This is a genomic window from Paenibacillus sp. J23TS9, assembly GCF_018403225.1.
In the GTDB taxonomy this organism is placed as follows: Bacteria; Bacillota; Bacilli; order Paenibacillales; family Paenibacillaceae; genus Paenibacillus_AQ.
Genome location: NZ_BOSG01000001.1, coordinates 1,745,496 through 1,762,403, shown reverse-complemented (window position 1 = coordinate 1,762,403; position 16,908 = coordinate 1,745,496). Strand labels below are relative to the sequence as shown.

Here is a 16,908-nt window from a genome sequence, read left to right as displayed (position 1 = left end):
TGGGCTAATGCTTGTCAATCCAAAAATTGACCACATTTTAGTGAATGGTCAAGGTACGTTCAGTTATAATGATGATAAATGCTACGAGGAATTTGTTAACATTGGTGAAGGAGAGGTACTGAATTGAATAACAATATCATCGAATACTGTTTACTGAAGAAGGGAGCAACGAAAGATTATCCGTTTGGACCTGATCCATTAGTGATCAAAATCGCGGGTAAAATGTTCGCGCTGATTTTTCAGGACAAAACGGATCAATGGCTCTTAAACCTAAAATGTGACCCGGTAATTGCGGAAAACTTGAGAGAGCAGCATGAGGCCGTTCGACCAGGCTATCACATGAACAAAAAACACTGGAATACAATTATCATCGACGGTTCCTTGCCGGAGTCGGATGTCTTTATAATGATTGACCATTCTTATGATTCGGTTGTCAAAACTCTTCCAAAGAGCCTCCGGGAATCTCTCACGGGAATTCAAAAGCTATGATTCTTTAGGATGAATTTCATCGATCAATCCATAACGCAAACGAGAAAGTAAGGGCAGCTGTCTTAGACGGTTGTCTTTTTTATTGAGAAATTCACGACTAATGTTGATTTAATAATAATTTAATAAATGCTTCACAAGGTTATAATCCTTATTGCCTATCATTGATCTTGTAAGACAAATTTCTTATTTTCAGGAGGAAAAAGCATGAAGAAGAAATGGTTAATGCTAGGCGGCGTACTAGGTATTAGTAGCGTCATGATGATTACAACAGGAATAAATGCATTTGCGAGCACATCCGGATATGACGCATATAAATCTGCGTTGAAGAACACAAGAACGATTCAGAATGTAGCTGTGCAAGCATCCGCTTCTTTGCAGGATAATGGCAATGCTCTTGCCAGTGCGGCAGGTAACTTCAAGATCAGTCTTAACACACAGACAGCGAGCGGCAGTGCGGATGTAAAAGTGAATGGTGCAACACAATCTGTTAACTTCTATAAGCTGAAAGATCAGACCGTTCTTAAATCAAGCAGCAATGAAACATATTATGTCAAACAACAAGACAAAGAGAAGAAAAAGAATAATGAAAAAGAAACGCTAGATCCGCAAATTCCGCAGCAAGTTGAGACCGTTATTGATGCACTGGTAGGTAACTTGAAAGATTATGTCGCAGTAGATGCGAAGACAGATGGTTCTAAAGAAATTACAGCCGAGCTCGATAATTCTCAAATTCCAACCGTCGTGAACGCCATCGCTCCGCTTGTGATCAAACATGCTTCCAATCAGAAGCACGATGGGGAGAAGAAAGATGATACATCGAAAGAACTTCCATTTAATCGAGATGTACTACAAGCTTCGTCACTGCAATTGACGCAAGATATTAAGATTGAGAAGGTTTCCTTCAAAGCTGATATCAATAATGCGAACTATATTGAGCATCAAGAAGCTGACATCACAATTTCCGGTAAAGACGTTAGCGGAACAGCGCATCAAGTGACTGTACACCTGCAAGCAAACCTTTCGGGTTATAACACGACAACACCGGATACGATAGATCTTTCTGGTAAACAGGTTCAGCAAATGGATAATCATCAACATGGTAAATTTCATGGTGACAATGAATAATTGAGGAATCAATGATAGTAAAGCAGCAGATAGTCTGTACTCAGGGTCTATCTGCTGCAATACCATATGAAGGAGGGATCATCCAAATGGATCCGATATTAGAGACGCATCAACTTACGAAAGTATACCGCAATAATAACAGAGGGATTCGGGATATTAATCTGCAGCTGCATGCCGGTGATGTGTATGGATTACTTGGGCCAAATGGGGCAGGCAAGACAACATTTTTGAAGCTCATTACGGGTTTGATCCGTGCGGATCGAGGGAAGATTACACTCTTTAATGGAGACCTGATCGATCAATTTGAAGAAGGTATGCAGCATGTCGGCTGTATGATTGAATCAGCAGATTTTTATGATTTTATAACTGGATGGCAATATTTAAAGTTGATTGGCCGATTTTATCCGAATATTACGGATCAACGAATTACAGAGGTATTAGAGGTTGTAGGCATGATCCAAGTTCGCAAAGATAAAATCAAGAATTATTCGACTGGCATGAAGCAGAAATTAGCGCTTGCTGCGGCTATTTTGCCGAATCCTAAGTTTGTTATTTTGGATGAACCTACGAACGGTCTGGACATTGAAGGCACGGTGATGTTCCGCCGGCTTATTAAACAGTTGTCTGAAGAGCATGGAACCACATTCCTCATTTCTAGTCATATGATCCACGAACTCGAGCAACTATGTAACCGCGTGGGGATTATTGTTGATGGGCAATTGATTCAAGAAGGGTATGTATCTGACTTGCTAGCAAGTGGGCAATCCCTGGAACAATTCTATATTCATGAATTAGAAAACGGGAAAGGGGAGAAGGAAAGTGCATAAATGGAGAGCTGGGTTTATCAATGAGCTTTGGTTGCTCTTATATCGCAAGAAAATGATAGCATTCTTCACTTTCTCACTCGTACTTCCGATTCTGCTAGCCGTCTCACTTCACGCATTACAGCCTATATTGGGACTCGTAGCGGTTAGCCAATCCTTTCCGATTCAAATGTTAGGTATATATACCGCGGTTTGGATTCCCCTATTCATTTTAACCATGACAGCAGATCTTTTTCCTAGTGAAGTGGCTGCGCGAACTTTGAAGCTTGCTTTCTTACGACCCAATACGAGATTTCATGTATTCTGTGCGAAGGTTGCAGCGCTCGCTGTGGGGATCGGTACGCTGCTTGTTTTATTAGGCGTGGTTACATTGATTTGTAATGTATTTGCAGGTGCTCCCCTTAGTTTTACAGAGGGATTGGGCGTACTCAAGGCCTATGTTGCTGCTTTCGTTGCGATGGTCGCGCTATCTGCTGTCTTTGTTTTTGTATCTCAATTTTTCAAAAGTTCGAGCGGATTTATGGTCACTGCCATCGTACTTTACGTGGCACTTAAAATTTCACCATTTCTACTGAGCGCCATGTCTACGTTCTCACCAGCTTCCTATACCGACTGGCATATGCTATGGATTAGTCATACCGTCGCTGTAGGTAAATTATGGTCCACTTCGCTATACCTGTTATCCAGCTGTGTGTTGTTTTTTACACTAGGTTACTATATATTTGATCGAAAAGAAGTGTAAACGGGGAATTTACCGATGTCGATTCGTATTAAGTTACTGCTCTCATATGCTGCTATGTTAATTATTCCGCTTGTGATCACGTTCTTCACAGCTATTCTATTGATTGTCGTATTTCGTGGTGATCTTCAGACAATCCGTGAACAATATGGAGCAAGTACCCATCGCATGTTCGAAGATCAACATGTCGAAGGTATATTGAAGGAAATGAAGCGATCCGTTGAGAAGAATCCTTCCATTCTGATCGATTCAAAATACTTGTCAGATCTGGACCAAGAGCTGCTATCCATTAAATCCAATTTGATTGTACGTAAAGATGGTCGCATTATATATACATCACCTACATTGCAACAGACGGATATTCTGAATCATTTGCCGGCATACGATGAATCAGGATATGTGGAGAGAGATGAGCCAGAACGCATTGGGAAGCAGCTCATATCATTAGGACACTTTGACTTTAGATTCGCTGACCAAACACCAGGTACCGTCATTGTTGTGACAGCCTTGAATCCCTTGGTGAACTTCGCGCAGAAATTTTTTCCGATTCTTTTTATCACCAGTATTGTTATTTTGATTCTGACGAACACCCTGTTAACGTATTTCGTATCTAGAAGTATTATTCGCCCCCTTCAGAAACTGAAGATTGCGATGAAACGTATTGAATCAGGCGATTTAGATTTTCAAGTTAAACCGACGAGTAAGGATGAAATTGGGGAGCTCAGTGTTGCCTTTGAACAAATGCGAAATCAGCTTCAGCATTCGATCCATACACAAATCCAATATGAAGAGAATCGGAAAGAACTCATCTCGAACATATCTCATGATCTTAGAACTCCTTTAACTGCGATCAGAGGGTATGTTGATGGTCTGGGAGACGGAATTGCAGACACGGCGGTGAAGAGGCAGAAATATATCGATATCATTTCTTCCAAAGCAGAAGAGATGGACCACTTGATCGATGAGCTATTCTTATATTCCAAACTGGATTTGAACCGGTTACCATTTCAATTTGAAATCGTTGATTTCTACGCATTTTTACATGATTTATCAGAAGAACTCGAATTTGATCTCGGCAAACAAGATATCCATTATTCATCGAATATTACATTAGAATCAGAGACCTATGTGTTGATCGACCGAGACAAACTTAAGCGGGTGTTCGCTAATATTATGGATAATGGATTGAAATATATGGACAAAACGGAGAAGACTTTTCATCTTCGGGCGTTTATGACAAAAAATGATGTGGTTATTCAGATGACGGATAATGGCCAGGGAATAGAGCCTGACGCACTTCCGTATGTATTCGAACGGTTTTATCGCGCAGATCTGTCTCGTAATAGTAACACGGGTGGAAGCGGGCTCGGCCTCGCCATTACTAAACAAATTATAGATGGTCATGAAGGCACGATTCAGGCAGATAGTAAAGTTGGCGAGAGTACATGTATTACGATAACCTTGCCTTTGAGAAATTATAAAGTTGGTGACCAGCCATGAAGCAAATTCTTATTGTTGAAGACGAGAAAATCATCGCGGAGTTGGAAAGGGATTATTTGGAGGCTCATGGTTATAAAGTAGAAATCGCGGCGGATGGCGATTCGGGGTTAAAGCTAGGGATGAGCGGGGAGTACGATTTAATTATTTTGGATTTGATGCTTCCACGAATCAATGGTTTTGATGTCTGCAGGCAAATTAGAGAGAAGCATAATGTACCCATTCTAATGGTGACTGCGAAGAAGGAAGATATCGATGTGATTCGGGGCCTAGGTCTTGGAGCAGACGATTATATTACCAAGCCATTCAAACCGGGCGAGTTGGTTGCAAGGGTCAAGGCTCATTTAGCTAGGTACGAGCGGCTGATTGGCACGAAGGAAAATAAAGAACAGATCCGTATTCACGGCCTCTTGATCGATTATGGAGCACGAAGAGTTTTTGTACACGATCAAGAGGTGATACTAACGACGAAGGAGTTCGATTTACTCTATTTTTTGGCATTGAATCCAAACCGTGTATTCAGCAAGGATCAATTGTTCGAGAAGTTATGGGGGATGGATGCGCTGGGAGATTCACAGACGGTAACGGTCCATATCCGGAAACTAAGAGAGAAAATTGAGATCGATGCATCCAAATCTCAATACATTGAAACGGTATGGGGTGCAGGGTATCGTTTTCGATTGTAAATAGAACAGATCTTCATGGTGTGAATCCAAGCGAAGATCTGTTTTTGCTGTGTGTTCAATTCATTGGCTACGAGCCTGCTTAAAGATATTGTAGCAGAGCGTACAAGATTAATAATGCACTGAAAACTAAAGTCAATACTCCGCGAATACGCGTGAACATTAAACGTCTAGCGGTTGCGTAGGGGTCGCCAAATCCACCAAACAGCCTTGTATCGGGTCTTTTGACCGTAAATAAACCACAAGCAAATATAGTAATACCTAACATTATCAAAGGCATTAGAATCGACTCCTTTATATAGAAAACGCATGGGAATACAAATAGTTACATTTATGGTGGCGATATTTCATCTACCAAACAGTTTTAATCCATCAATGGATGGGTTATTGATCAAAGATAGAAGAGTGGATTAATCAAGAAAGATATACACAAGGCCTGCTTGATATCTTTTCTCACCATTTTATCTGAAGAAGTTGCAGAACAAGAAGGGGGCTTTGAAATCATGATGGAGACATTCGTATCCCCCAGTAGCACATGTACAAAGAATTGCCGCACGGTGGTTTACTTTTTTGCCGGAGTACTGACGTATCGGAACAATTTTGATGCCGCTGCCAGTGAGATCGCCAAAAGATATCAAAATGCAATAATTGTGATGATCTTTCCCTATGGGATTGCAAACGGCAATACGGGTTCGTCGTTAATCCGTCTGCTGGCCCGGCAGCTTACTCAAGTAAGCTATGATCTGTCCCGTGACCAGTCTCGCCGGGTAACAAACGCAGCGCAAATTATCCGCGAGCATGCAGCAATTGCGGATCATCTCATCCTTATTGGGCACAGTGCCGGAGGCGTGATCGCCTATCGGGCAGGGCTTTATTTGGAGGAGAAGTACGGATATCAGCGAGTTCAGGTATTTGCTGTAGGGTGCCCAAAGTTTCATTTGAAGGACATTCCATACAATGACAGATTTACATATATCACTGGCCAGAATCCGGATAGAATCACCCAAATTGGCAGCTGGCGCAAGCCGGGATCTAGGGTATACCGTGGAAGGCCGGGACGCGAAATTCAAATGGAATTTAATCCGGCTCATCTGGGATGGCGGTTTCATGCTTCGTATTTCCTGAAATCGGTCTGGACGGATTCGAACCAAGTGTTCCATACCAATTCAGAAGACTTGGTCTCCAAAATCTATGAACTGTACCCGGGAACTGATTAGGACTGAATAAGTGTTGTGTAAATTGATAACCCTTATTTCGGGAATGGAGAAAAGGCGGAATAGGTATTCACATTATTCCAGTTTCCGGATGACATGTCTTGTACATTAGTTAGTGGGAAACGTCACCTGGCAAGCCAGCGAACAAGTCAGCGGACGGAAGTGGTTCATCGTCTTTTCTTGCGATAGCCTCTCGGACTCATATCCTGCCACTTATGGAACTGATTTATAAAATGATTGTAATTCTGATAGCCGACGTCATACGCGATGTCGGCTAAGCTTCTATCTGTATGCTCCAGCAGCAGCGCGGCTTGGCGGATGCGCATTTGATTCAGCATATCGATGATCGATAGTCCTGTGCTTTCTTTGAATAGATGTGACAACCGCGACGGTGAGAGTTGAACCGCCGCCGCCAGTTCGTCAATCTTAATTGGCTCACGCATACTTTGCGAGATACGATTCAACGTGTCCTCCACACGGCTGTCAAAATGCTGCTTCCGTCTGCGTGCGAGCAGGATGAGCACTTCGCTTAACGATGCTAGGCACAGTTCATTCCAATAGCTGCTGCGTTCCCTTGAATCCATCAGTAAACGCGAGAACGCCCGGTAAATTCGATTGCGGGTAGAATCGCCCATAACCGTTTCGTTAAATAGCTTAGCCTCCGGAAGCAGATTCGCCTGTATTGCATGATCGGGAAAATGCGCCCACATAAAGTGCCAGCGCATGCCCTTAACCGTTCCATATTGCTGCGGCGTTCCCGGTTTTATAAGGGTGACGTCACCAGGTTTACAGCAGAGATGCTCGCCAGGGACATGGAAGTACCCTTCTCCTCCCAGCGTATAAGTAATAAGCCAATCTCCCATGCCTGCAGGACGGACTACCGAATAAGAATCCGGTTCGTCGAAATGGCCGGACAAAACGATACCTGAAGCAGAGCCATTATAATCGGATGGTACGTTTAATTTGATCATTGCTGCACTCATTCCTTTTCCCACGATTCTTTATAGCAAGCATAACGCCGAACATCATGAAAAAACAGTGCGATAGCAGAATAATGTGAAAATAGAGCATCATTGTTACTTCCATGACGGCCTTCATTTTTCCTATACTGAATACATCAAGGAGAACATGGAGGGTTGCACAGTGAGTACATCTTTACCTGCGCTGACAGAAGAGCAAAAGCAGTTTTTTGAGGAGCAAGGTTATCTGATTGTGAAAGGTTTATTTAATCCGGAGCAGCTTGCGGAGATTGAGGAGACATTCGAGGGGATTAGCCACCAGACGATTCCAGGCTACTTCGAGCCGAAACTGGATACCGATATGACAGACCCTCTTTCTCGTTATCCGCGGGTTATGCATCCACACCGGTTCAACGAAACGGCTAAGCGCTACATGCTGCATGAGCCTGTGTTAGCGATATTGGCAGATTTGTATGGTGAGGAGGCGTATGCCGCGCAAAGTATGTTCTACTACAAGCCGCCGGGCTCGAGGGGACAGGCACTTCATCAAGATAATTTCTACTTGCAGGTAGAACCGGGTAACTGTATTGCCGCATGGACGGCGATCGATGCCGCGAACGAGGAGAACGGGGGCTTGCTAGTCGTGCCGAAAACGAACGACTACGAGATCGTCTGCCCGGACATCGCCGATTCCAAGGAATCGTTCACGACGCATTACGTGAAGCCGCCGAAGGAAGAGAAAGCGATTCCGGCTATTATGGACAAAGGCGACGTGCTGTTCTTCAACGGTAATCTCATCCATGGTTCTTACCGGAACAAAACGAAGGACCGTTTCCGCCGCGCTTTTATTTGCCATTATGCGAACCGATCGGCTACTAAGATTTCTCAGTATTATAAACCTCTTTACCGCGCAGATGGATCCGAAGTTATTTTGGAGGACAACATGAACGGAGGACCTTGCGGTGTCGAGTTCAAAAATGTCTATCCCCATTAATTTAATGGTTCAATGACTTGAATGATTTGCTAAAGGTTAAAAAACAAACAAGCACATTAAAAATTGAATTGCTTCTTCTAGAAGTTTTGAAAACTTTACTGACTGAATATGTCAGTAAAGTTTTTTTATAATAGAGTAAACCGATGAATTAGTTACAAAAGGAGTGAGTATTATGCACGCAAAAAAAGTGTATCTTTATGTATTTGATACGATGTCAGACTGGGAGGTAGGTTATTTAATCGCTGAACTAAACTCTGGAAGGTATTTCAAGAAAGAATTAGCGCCTTTAGAGGTGGTTGCTGTAGGCGTTGATAAAAATCATGTCACTACAATGGGAGGATTGAAAATTCTGCCTAGTATTACAGTAGATGAATGTATTTTGGAAAGTACTGATGTTATAGTCCTTCCAGGCGGAAATACTTGGATGGAAGCAGTTCACGAACCTATACTGAAAAAAGTTTCTAAAGCTTTAAAAGAAGGTACTGTTGTTGCGGCGATTTGTGGTGCAACAGCGGGACTTGCAAAGATGGGATTGCTAGACTCGAGGAGACATACAAGCAACGATCTGGAATATATGAAAATGATTTGCCCTAATTATTCAGGAGAAAAATATTATGAAATGGAACCAGCAGTAACTGATGGGAATTTAGTTACTGCATCAGGAATAGCTCCGTTGGAATTCGCGATGCATGTATTAAAGGCTCTAGATGTATTTGCACCGGAAACATTACATTCATGGTTCAATCTTTATCAGACTCATGAACCTAAATACTTCTTCGAGTTAATGAATTCTATCAAATAACTGCTAAGTAAAACAACGGGTTCTACCTGTTCATACCTAAAAAACAAGCGGCAGAAATGCCGCTTTTTATATTGATTTTGCTTCCCAAGGCTCGGTTGTAACATTAGTTCTTAATAAGCCCTTTAGCATGCTGCTTGCCAGCTGAGAGAAGACTGTCGCTGAGTTTAGAATCATTAACGGATCGTGCCAGCATTAGGGTTCCGACCATCGAACTAAGCAGTGTGCTACCTGTGGCTGTGTCGACTTTTGCCGCATTGGAAATAAACACAATCATTCGTTCCAGCTCCTCGGTGAACACCTGGCGAACCTCATCTGAGGATCTGGAAATTTCACTGGAAAGGGCAGGCAGGATGCAGCCCATTTCTGTTCTGTCACGGTGGTATGGGCTCAAATAGTAATCGATGATGGTGTTGATTTTGGGTGCGTTCTTCTCTTGGTCAGCGGCTTTCTGCAAAAGTACAATCGTATCGCTGATGGCATACCGGCAGGCTTCGGCGACCAGTTGTTCTTTGTTGTCAAAATGTGCGTAGAACCCTCCATGAGTCAGTCCGGCTCCTTTCATAATGAAAGGAACGCTTATGTCGCGAATTCCATTCGTACGAAAAGCTTGGGCGGCACTTTCGATGATCTTGCCTCTAACTTTTAACTTATGGCCTTCAGGATAAGGCATTGCAATCACTCCGATACGTATCAATCTATTTTAAAAAATTATAGTCATCATAATAAAACATGTCAATTTTTCAGATGGGATGACATTGGCATTAGAAAAAAATAAACGAAGCTATTGACCGAGTTAAAATATGATGAATATAATATATTATGACCATCATATTATATTACAATGAGACATTTTATTAGGAGGTATCAGGGGATGAGTCAGCATGAAACAGTTGATACATTAGTTATTGGATCAGGTCCTGGAGGATATGTGGCGGCACTGCGAGCTGCGCAGCTTGGGATGAAAACGGCAGTTGTCGAACGTTCCCATCTTGGCGGAGTGTGCACCCATGTAGGATGCATTCCTTCTAAAGCACTGATTGCAGAAGCACATCGCTTCGATTTGCACAGGCAGTGGAATCAGGCGGATGGTTCAGATTTCTTTAAGAATGCTCAGGCTTTCAAACAAGGGATTGTGATGAAACAGGCTGGAGGAGTTAATTATCTGTTGAAAACCGCCGGAGTAACGATTCTGGAGGGGGAGGCCAGCTTTATTGATGAGCATACGGTTGCCATTAAACAAACAAGAAAAACTGACCATATGATATCTTTTAAACACGCCATACTGGCAACGGGTTCTCGTCCGATTGAGCTGCAGGCATTGCCGTTTGGGGGTCGTATCTTGTCTTCCACAGAAGCGCTATCGCTCTCTCAAATTCCAACCAGCCTGATCATTATCGGCGGAGGGTACATTGGTGTAGAACTGGGGCAGATGTATGCCAAATTCGGAACAGAGGTGACGATACTGGAGGGAGGAGGACAAGTGCTGCCAGGATTCGAGGCAGAGCTAGCTGTTCCTGTTATCCGGCGGTTGAAGGCCGACGGCATTAACATCATAACAGGGGCGACAGCCGTGAAAGCAGAGCAGCATGCCGACACTCTAACACTTCATTATTTGAAAAATCAGGAGCAGCATCTGGTTAACGCAGAATATGCGTTAGTGACTGTCGGAAGAAAACCGAATACTGACGGAAGCTTAGGACTGGAACGAATTAACTTGCAGGTTTCAAGCAGGGGGCTGATTGAAACAGACGAACAGTGCAGAACAGCTATCCCACACATATTCGCAATTGGTGATATTACGAAAGGTCCGGCGCTTGCTCATAAAGCCTCCTATGAAGCTAAGGTTGCAGCAGAAGTCATTGCAGGTAATCCTTCTGTCGTGGATTATAAAGCGATCCCGCTGGTTGTTTTTTCAGAGCCGGAGCTTGCAAGTGTTGGCTTAACCGAAACGGAAGCAAAGGCAAAGTCTATTCCCGTTGTGATTGGAAAATCATCCTTCGGTATTAACGGTAGAGCATTGGCGCTTCAAGCAGCGGAAGGGTTTGTCAAAATCATAGCGGAACAAACCTCTGGGATCTTAATGGGTGCGCAAATCGTTGGGGTAGAGGCATCAACACTCATATCGGAGCTTACTTTAGCCATCGAGATGGGAGCAACCGTGGAGGATCTGGCTCTGACCATTCATCCCCATCCCACATTGGGAGAGGTGATCATGGAGGCTGCCGAGAATGCCGTTCGAAAAATCAGATGAACAGAAAAAAGGAGCAGCACGATTAGAAGCATTCAGGGAGGGGGAGAGATCAATGCATGAAACTTAAAGCGGGTTGGTATATTGGAATTGCCGTCGTGGTGATTGCAGAAGGAGCGCTTCTTGCTGCTGAAGGCAAAGATGCAGTTAGTCAGGCGGATAGCAGAAAACAAGGCGTGCTTGAGGCGGAGCAAAAAAATGATCATGTATGACAAAAGCCCGGGAATAATCGTCAACTATTCAGGCGGTTTATCGATCATCAGTTAAAACGTAATAGCTATCGACTTGTTGATAGGAAACAAAAAAACGACATATCTGTCGTTTTTTTTGTGCTGGTTTTTATCTCCGCACCCACATATATGGGATGCAGGAGTGAATTTTATTTTGGTTGAAGTTACTAATTTGATATCCACCCCTTACTTAGGGCGATTGCAACAGCATCAATTCGATTTTTCGCATCGAGTTTCTGAAGGATCTCTGAAATGTAATTGCGGATCGTACCTGGCGACAAATATAATAGCTTACTGATTTCACTTACGGAATATCCTTCCTTCAAGTAAGAAAGAAGTTCCGATTCCCTATCCGTTAGTGGGTTCAATTCTTTGCTTATGGAAAATGTGAGGTGAGGACTGAATACATGATTGCCCTCATAGATTTTGCGCAAAGATACCGCAAGTTCTGAGACTGGAGTATCCTTCAATAAATAACCCATTACCCCCGCTTTAACCGCACGCTGATAATATCCGCTCTTGGCAAAGGTTGTAACGATGGCGACCCGACATGTACTGCCCTCAGCACTAAGTATTTCAGCTACATCCAATCCGCTTAAAAATGGCATTTCAATATCAAGTACAGCTATATCCGGCAAGCGCTTACGGATAAGCTGCAAGGCTTGCTCACCGTTGCCGGCTTCCCCGACAATTTCGATATCCGGTTCCATCCCGAGCAGCCGACTGATGGCACCTCTTAACATCCCTTGATCTTCTGCAATGACGATCTTCATCCTATTTCCTCCTTGAACAACATTGGGTGATGAGGTATGGCTATCGTCACTTTCGTCATATTCTCAGGATCAGTATCTAGATCCAGCGTTCCTTCTATTAAAGATAACCGTTCCTTCATGCCCAGCAAACCTGTACCAAATTTACACACTTGGTTCTGGGCTTTCACTATACCATTACCATTATCACGAACGAGAAGCAAATATTGCTCATCGTCTTCGAGTAATTGAATGAAACATTTCCCTGCCCCGCTGTGCCTGACGACATTGGTTATACATTCCCGCAGGCACATGCCAAGAATATTCCGCACGATTGGCATCATCTTTTCCGAGTCGATTCTCATATACGTTTCTGCTTCAATACCGGCAGATACCAGAATATGATCGGCACGTTGAAGCTCCTCTCGGATATCGATGGATTGCATATCATTGACCAGTTCACGGATTTGCAGTAAAGCCGATCTTGAAATCTGCTGGACATCACCGACTTCGATTAAAGCCTCGTCAGGACTTAGGCGGATTAGCCGTTCCGCCAGTTCGCTTTTTACCGTAATCATGGATAACGTCTGTCCAAGCGTATCATGCAAATCTCTTGCAATACGTGCCCTTTCCTCAATTTTTATTATTTCAGCGTTGGCATGAGAAAGCTTTATGTGCATCTCGCAAGAGACCTGGTACATTTTGAACACGTAGGGTAGGGCAATTAAAGCGATGGAGATGGGTAGCCATTCGAATCGAAGAGGTTCGTTGGATAGGTAAGCAGACAGACTGATAGCAATCGTAAAACAGCCAATCATGGAACCAACCAACCACGAAATTCGACGATACGAAACAAGCAGCGACATCGTTAAGGCAGGGTAAAAACCGAAGCACATATGCCATGGAGTATGAACAAGGACGTAGTAGGTGACGATCATAAGTTGAATGCAGATGTTAATTTCACGGTACTTCGCATGAAGCATGCTCCGCCAGTAACAGAAGGCAAGCAGCAAAAATAAACATTCATCCAACCAAGCTTGATGAAACGGTGTGAAAAATAAATAGACTGCCGGTAGAATCAATGGTACGAAAACGAGCCATTTCTTTGTATTACGATCCATATCATTTTACCGCCTTATCAATTTGATACGCGCCGTTTTTGAAGCCATGTTGGAATCCACGCAATCGACAGCGAGGCAACTAATGCATGAAGCGTATTAGCAACCCCTGCAATATCGGTTTCCGATGGATATGCCCAGTCATATAGCGATAGCAGCAACGCCACTCCGACGGTTATCATACCATAATAGATCCTTGGTCTTGAAGTCGTATACCGAAGCTTATTATAAATCAACGCACCTACCACATTTACAACCACCGACGCAGCCATAATTGAAACGGGATTCAGTTGTATAAACTGGAGATCCAGTAATCCGCATAAGACATAGTACAAAACAATACATACTACCCCGGAGATGATTCCCACACCCAAGCCAACCTTTAAAATTCCTTTCATTTCTTCACCTGCTTTCATTCATTATGATTACAACCACATCGTATCATCGGCATTATTCATATTGTAGTTATAAATATCATCTCTTCGTACATCCCTTGATACGAAATGGAAATTAAAGCTCAATAAAGATATGTGAAGACAGCCGACGAATTGGCTGTCTTTTCTCGACCAGCTGGCAGGATTACGCAACAAAACATGGGTTTGACTCGAGATATATAGGTCGGATAAGTATGTCATATTAGGTGCACTTACGCAAAAGATATGGGACTTCAAAGCGCTGTTTCTTGTTTTTTTGTCGGATTCGGTTCTAATGTTCAGCACGTCAAAATATGAAAAAAGTAAGCGCTTTATTAATTAGCAAAGCCTGCGCCTTTCCTCATTCCAGTTATCTTGTCAAGGTCATTCACACTACATCGAAAGGAAGTGAAAAGACTTATGGCAGCCAAGCGGGGATATGTTAGGCTCCGGATCCGGCAAGAATATGCTGTCCGCAAACTCGGAATTTGTCTAGTTTTAATCGCTTTTCTGGCACTTTCCTGCATTCCCCCTTCATCGGTATCGGCCGCTGCGCAAATTACGATCGATTCACCAAGCACGGGCGGACCACTGAGCGCGGGGATTACCCGTCTGACCGGAACGTACAACGGCGTATATGATATCGAAATCGCGATGAACGGTGATTCTCTGACAAGTGCCCATATGAAAGATGGTGATACTGGCAGCTGGTATGCCGACGTTGATTTGTCAAAGTATGATGGTTCAGTTGAACTCGTGGCGAGGGGGACGGACGCACAGACTCGTTACGTGACTTGGTCTCCGTTTTTGCAAATCGAAGTGGATAATCCGCAGGCGAATATTCCGCAGGTACGAGTAATCAGTCCTGCGGAACAGGATGAGATCCAGGGACAAATCCAGGTTGAAGTAGAAGCATCCGGCAAAAACAGCATTGACCTCGTTCAGGTGAGAATCAACGGAGGGGAGTGGGAGAACACCAATCCGGGCGAAACAGGGTATTCGTTACAATGGGATACGGAGTCGGTTTCAGGAAGAATCAACAGCTTGGAAGCAAGGGCCGAAGACGTTAACGGCAATATAGGGTACAGTCAAACCGTATATGTCAAAGCCGGAATTACCGAGGATAGGGGAAACCATATAGCCGATGTTACCGGAACGGATGCCGGATATCAGGATGAGGGAAGTGTTAGCATAGACAGAAAGGGGACAGTGGCAGAAAAAAAAGCGGCGCAGGCCGTAACGCGGGATGTTTATCGTCAAGATCGGGCGTTGTGGATTTGGGAAAACGAATCCTATCCGCTCATCATGAACTCCGGTGCAAGGACGGTCTTGGATGCGATGTCATCGGATACGGATACTTTCGGTCAAGGTCAGATCCGGACCTGGTACTTGGCCGTAGGGAATTACAATGGGGTTCAAATGCTGGAAGACAAACGTACGGAGGTGCGCGATTTTATTGGATGGGCCCATAATCGCGGGTATCAGGTTCAGGCTTTGATTGCCGGCGGAACGACCCCTCCGTATTTCGGGGCGTATTCAAGGTACCAAACACAGGCCGTTGCCGAATTCGAAAGGATCTTGAATTATAATTTATCCTCTGGCAAGCATGAAAGATTCGATGGAGTTAATATTGACACCGAGCCGTACAGCCTTCCGGATTTTAAAAACGATAAGCCTTCCGTGCAAGTACAATATCTGGATATGCTAAAAGCTTTAATGGATCGTAAAGCAGCCTCCGGGCTATCTCTTCAAGTTGGAGCAGCTATTCCCCGCTGGTTCGATACCTCTGGTGACGCAACAGATATTTTATGGAATGGCTCGGTAAGGCCGCTTTCCGAACACGTCCAGGATACGCTCGATTATATTTCCATTATGGATTATCGCGACCAGGCAGAAGGTACAGCCGGTATCATTGAGCAGGCGCGGGGCGAGATGGAATATGCGAATCAAATCGGAAAGCCTTATTCCGTTGTGCTTGGTGTTGAAACGAAAGATATCGCGGATGGAGGTGATCCCGAAACGATTACTTTTAATGAAGAAGGACGATTGTATATGGAGGCTGAGCTGGATAAAGTGTACGCCGCTTTTGAGGGCAATCCGGCTTTCGGAGGCATTGCGATTCATTACTATGATTCGCTTCGTAACCTTCCTTCTGTATGGGGTCCGGAAGCAGTTCTTTGGCAGGCGCCTGCTGATAACGAACCGCCAACCGCCGTTTCCGGAGAGCCGCGGGCTACCGTGTTCGATTATCAGCAGATCGATATCTCATACGGCCCGGCAGCGGATAATGCCGCCGTTCAAGAATATCGCATTTACCGCGGAACCAGCACGGACTTTTCGCTCGATGAAGCGCATCTTGCAGGGGTATCCAATAGATTGGGCTTCCGGGACAACGGGCTGCTGCCTGACACGGAGTATATATATAAGGTCTCGGCCGTCGACACTTCAGGGAATGAGGGACCACCAAGCAGTCCGGTCATGGCGAGAACAGAGGTTACGTCATTAAAGCCAATGATCTTATCACAAATGCAGGTGAAGTTTGACGGTACGAAAGCTACGGTTACCATTCAAATTTCAGATATGAAAACGGGAGGGGCTATCGCTGCGGCAAATATCTCGGGACGTTTCACGTTTATGGCAGGGAAATACGTGAACGGGGCTGCAACGGCAGCAGGATCCTTTACCGCTGGCTCCGAGACCGTTTCTTCTCCATCAGGAGAGATTGGATTTGCTCCAAGACGGATCACCGCTCCCGGGTACTATTGGGCACAAGCCTATGATATGAAAGAGGGATCATCCGTCCTTTGGGGGAGTTGATGAAAGC

At 44.2% G+C, this 16,908-nt stretch carries 17 protein-coding genes; 12 read left to right on the top strand and 5 right to left on the bottom strand.

The window, feature by feature from the left end; genetic code table 11:
* Nucleotides 1–123 precede the first annotated feature (123 nt).
* From KJS65_RS08400 to KJS65_RS08370, 7 genes are all read left to right on the top strand, one after another.
* Entirely contained in the window at nt 124–489 is a 366-nt protein-coding gene (locus tag KJS65_RS08400) for an MmcQ/YjbR family DNA-binding protein (RefSeq protein ID WP_213649418.1), read from the top strand.
* Between the two features lie 204 nt (nt 490–693).
* Entirely contained in the window at nt 694–1,614 is a 921-nt protein-coding gene (locus KJS65_RS08395) for a hypothetical protein (RefSeq protein WP_213649417.1), read from the top strand.
* Nucleotides 1,615–1,700: 86 nt separating this feature from the next.
* Nucleotides 1,701–2,441, top strand: a complete 741-nt coding sequence (locus KJS65_RS08390; protein ID WP_213649416.1) for an ABC transporter ATP-binding protein — start codon at nt 1,701–1,703, stop codon at nt 2,439–2,441.
* A complete protein-coding gene (locus tag KJS65_RS08385) occupies nt 2,434–3,180 on the top strand; it encodes an ABC transporter permease subunit (RefSeq protein ID WP_213649415.1) in 747 nt (248 codons plus the stop codon). The genes KJS65_RS08390 and KJS65_RS08385 overlap by 8 nt, the downstream gene beginning before the upstream one ends.
* Nucleotides 3,181–3,195: 15 nt before the next feature.
* Nucleotides 3,196–4,677: a sensor histidine kinase gene (locus KJS65_RS08380; RefSeq protein ID WP_213649414.1), complete on the top strand. Its 1,482-nt coding sequence runs from the start codon at nt 3,196–3,198 to the stop codon at nt 4,675–4,677.
* On the top strand, nt 4,674–5,360 hold the full coding sequence (locus tag KJS65_RS08375; RefSeq protein WP_213649413.1) for a response regulator transcription factor: 687 nt from the start codon (nt 4,674–4,676) through the stop codon (nt 5,358–5,360). Before KJS65_RS08380 ends, KJS65_RS08375 begins: the two co-directional genes overlap by 4 nt.
* Nucleotides 5,361–5,860: 500 nt before the next feature.
* Nucleotides 5,861–6,574: an alpha/beta hydrolase gene (locus KJS65_RS08370; protein ID WP_213649412.1), complete on the top strand. Its 714-nt coding sequence runs from the start codon at nt 5,861–5,863 to the stop codon at nt 6,572–6,574.
* 164 nt (nt 6,575–6,738) lie between these two features.
* Here the strand turns inward: KJS65_RS08370 and KJS65_RS08365 are convergent, their stop codons facing one another.
* Nucleotides 6,739–7,542 (bottom strand): helix-turn-helix domain-containing protein, encoded by an 804-nt coding sequence (locus tag KJS65_RS08365; RefSeq protein WP_213649411.1) that lies wholly within the window; start codon nt 7,540–7,542, stop codon nt 6,739–6,741.
* Between the two features lie 172 nt (nt 7,543–7,714).
* Between KJS65_RS08365 and KJS65_RS08360 the strand changes: the two genes are divergently transcribed.
* Complete coding sequence (locus KJS65_RS08360) at nt 7,715–8,524, top strand: phytanoyl-CoA dioxygenase family protein (protein ID WP_244864437.1); 810 nt, start codon at nt 7,715–7,717, stop codon at nt 8,522–8,524.
* A 172-nt stretch (nt 8,525–8,696) separates the two neighbouring features.
* The gene (locus KJS65_RS08355) at nt 8,697–9,326 is read left to right on the top strand and encodes a type 1 glutamine amidotransferase family protein (protein ID WP_213649409.1); all 630 of its coding nucleotides are present in this window, start codon (nt 8,697–8,699) and stop codon (nt 9,324–9,326) included.
* A gap of 103 nt (nt 9,327–9,429) precedes the next feature.
* Here KJS65_RS08355 and KJS65_RS08350 read toward each other — a convergent pair whose 3' ends face one another.
* Nucleotides 9,430–9,996, bottom strand: a complete 567-nt coding sequence (locus tag KJS65_RS08350; protein WP_213649408.1) for a TetR/AcrR family transcriptional regulator — start codon at nt 9,994–9,996, stop codon at nt 9,430–9,432.
* Between the two features lie 201 nt (nt 9,997–10,197).
* Here KJS65_RS08350 and lpdA point away from each other — a divergent pair, with 201 nt between their 5' ends.
* Together lpdA and KJS65_RS08340 are read left to right on the top strand one after the other, a co-directional pair.
* Nucleotides 10,198–11,577 carry a dihydrolipoyl dehydrogenase gene (lpdA, locus tag KJS65_RS08345; RefSeq protein ID WP_213649407.1) on the top strand — a complete coding sequence of 460 codons (1,380 nt, stop codon included), beginning with the start codon at nt 10,198–10,200 and terminating at the stop codon, nt 11,575–11,577.
* Nucleotides 11,578–11,633: 56 nt separating this feature from the next.
* Nucleotides 11,634–11,786 (top strand): hypothetical protein, encoded by a 153-nt coding sequence (locus KJS65_RS08340; protein ID WP_213649406.1) that lies wholly within the window; start codon nt 11,634–11,636, stop codon nt 11,784–11,786.
* Between the two features lie 185 nt (nt 11,787–11,971).
* Here KJS65_RS08340 and KJS65_RS08335 read toward each other — a convergent pair whose 3' ends face one another.
* The 3 genes from KJS65_RS08335 to KJS65_RS08325 are packed head-to-tail and all read right to left on the bottom strand — an operon-like array spanning nt 11,972 to nt 14,069.
* Nucleotides 11,972–12,577 (bottom strand): response regulator transcription factor, encoded by a 606-nt coding sequence (locus tag KJS65_RS08335; protein WP_213649405.1) that lies wholly within the window; start codon nt 12,575–12,577, stop codon nt 11,972–11,974.
* On the bottom strand, nt 12,574–13,674 hold the full coding sequence (locus KJS65_RS08330; RefSeq protein WP_213649404.1) for a sensor histidine kinase: 1,101 nt from the start codon (nt 13,672–13,674) through the stop codon (nt 12,574–12,576). Before KJS65_RS08330 ends, KJS65_RS08335 begins: the two co-directional genes overlap by 4 nt.
* Before the next feature lie 17 nt (nt 13,675–13,691).
* Entirely contained in the window at nt 13,692–14,069 is a 378-nt protein-coding gene (locus KJS65_RS08325) for a hypothetical protein (protein WP_213649403.1), read from the bottom strand.
* A 435-nt stretch (nt 14,070–14,504) separates the two neighbouring features.
* On the opposite strand from KJS65_RS08325, the gene KJS65_RS08320 reads away from it, so the two are divergent.
* Entirely contained in the window at nt 14,505–16,901 is a 2,397-nt protein-coding gene (locus tag KJS65_RS08320) for an Ig-like domain-containing protein (protein ID WP_213649402.1), read from the top strand.
* Nucleotides 16,902–16,908 lie beyond the last annotated feature (7 nt).

What these genes read in the sequence shown, in the direction of transcription:
- KJS65_RS08395 (WP_213649417.1), top strand. Translation starts at nt 694, where the DNA reads ATGAAGAAGAAATGGTTAATGCTAGGCGGCGTACTAGGTATTAGTAGC.
- KJS65_RS08390 (WP_213649416.1), top strand. Translation starts at nt 1,701, where the DNA reads ATGGATCCGATATTAGAGACGCATCAACTTACGAAAGTATACCGCAAT.
- KJS65_RS08380 (WP_213649414.1), top strand. Translation starts at nt 3,196, where the DNA reads ATGTCGATTCGTATTAAGTTACTGCTCTCATATGCTGCTATGTTAATT.
- KJS65_RS08375 (WP_213649413.1), top strand. Translation starts at nt 4,674, where the DNA reads ATGAAGCAAATTCTTATTGTTGAAGACGAGAAAATCATCGCGGAGTTG.
- KJS65_RS08370 (WP_213649412.1), top strand. Translation starts at nt 5,861, where the DNA reads ATGATGGAGACATTCGTATCCCCCAGTAGCACATGTACAAAGAATTGC.
- KJS65_RS08365 (WP_213649411.1), bottom strand. Translation starts at nt 7,542, where the DNA reads ATGATCAAATTAAACGTACCATCCGATTATAATGGCTCTGCTTCAGGT.
- KJS65_RS08355 (WP_213649409.1), top strand. Translation starts at nt 8,697, where the DNA reads ATGCACGCAAAAAAAGTGTATCTTTATGTATTTGATACGATGTCAGAC.
- KJS65_RS08350 (WP_213649408.1), bottom strand. Translation starts at nt 9,996, where the DNA reads ATGCCTTATCCTGAAGGCCATAAGTTAAAAGTTAGAGGCAAGATCATC.
- lpdA (WP_213649407.1), top strand. Translation starts at nt 10,198, where the DNA reads ATGAGTCAGCATGAAACAGTTGATACATTAGTTATTGGATCAGGTCCT.
- KJS65_RS08340 (WP_213649406.1), top strand. Translation starts at nt 11,634, where the DNA reads ATGAAACTTAAAGCGGGTTGGTATATTGGAATTGCCGTCGTGGTGATT.
- KJS65_RS08335 (WP_213649405.1), bottom strand. Translation starts at nt 12,577, where the DNA reads ATGAAGATCGTCATTGCAGAAGATCAAGGGATGTTAAGAGGTGCCATC.
- KJS65_RS08330 (WP_213649404.1), bottom strand. Translation starts at nt 13,674, where the DNA reads ATGGATCGTAATACAAAGAAATGGCTCGTTTTCGTACCATTGATTCTA.
- KJS65_RS08325 (WP_213649403.1), bottom strand. Translation starts at nt 14,069, where the DNA reads ATGAAAGGAATTTTAAAGGTTGGCTTGGGTGTGGGAATCATCTCCGGG.
- KJS65_RS08320 (WP_213649402.1), top strand. Translation starts at nt 14,505, where the DNA reads ATGGCAGCCAAGCGGGGATATGTTAGGCTCCGGATCCGGCAAGAATAT.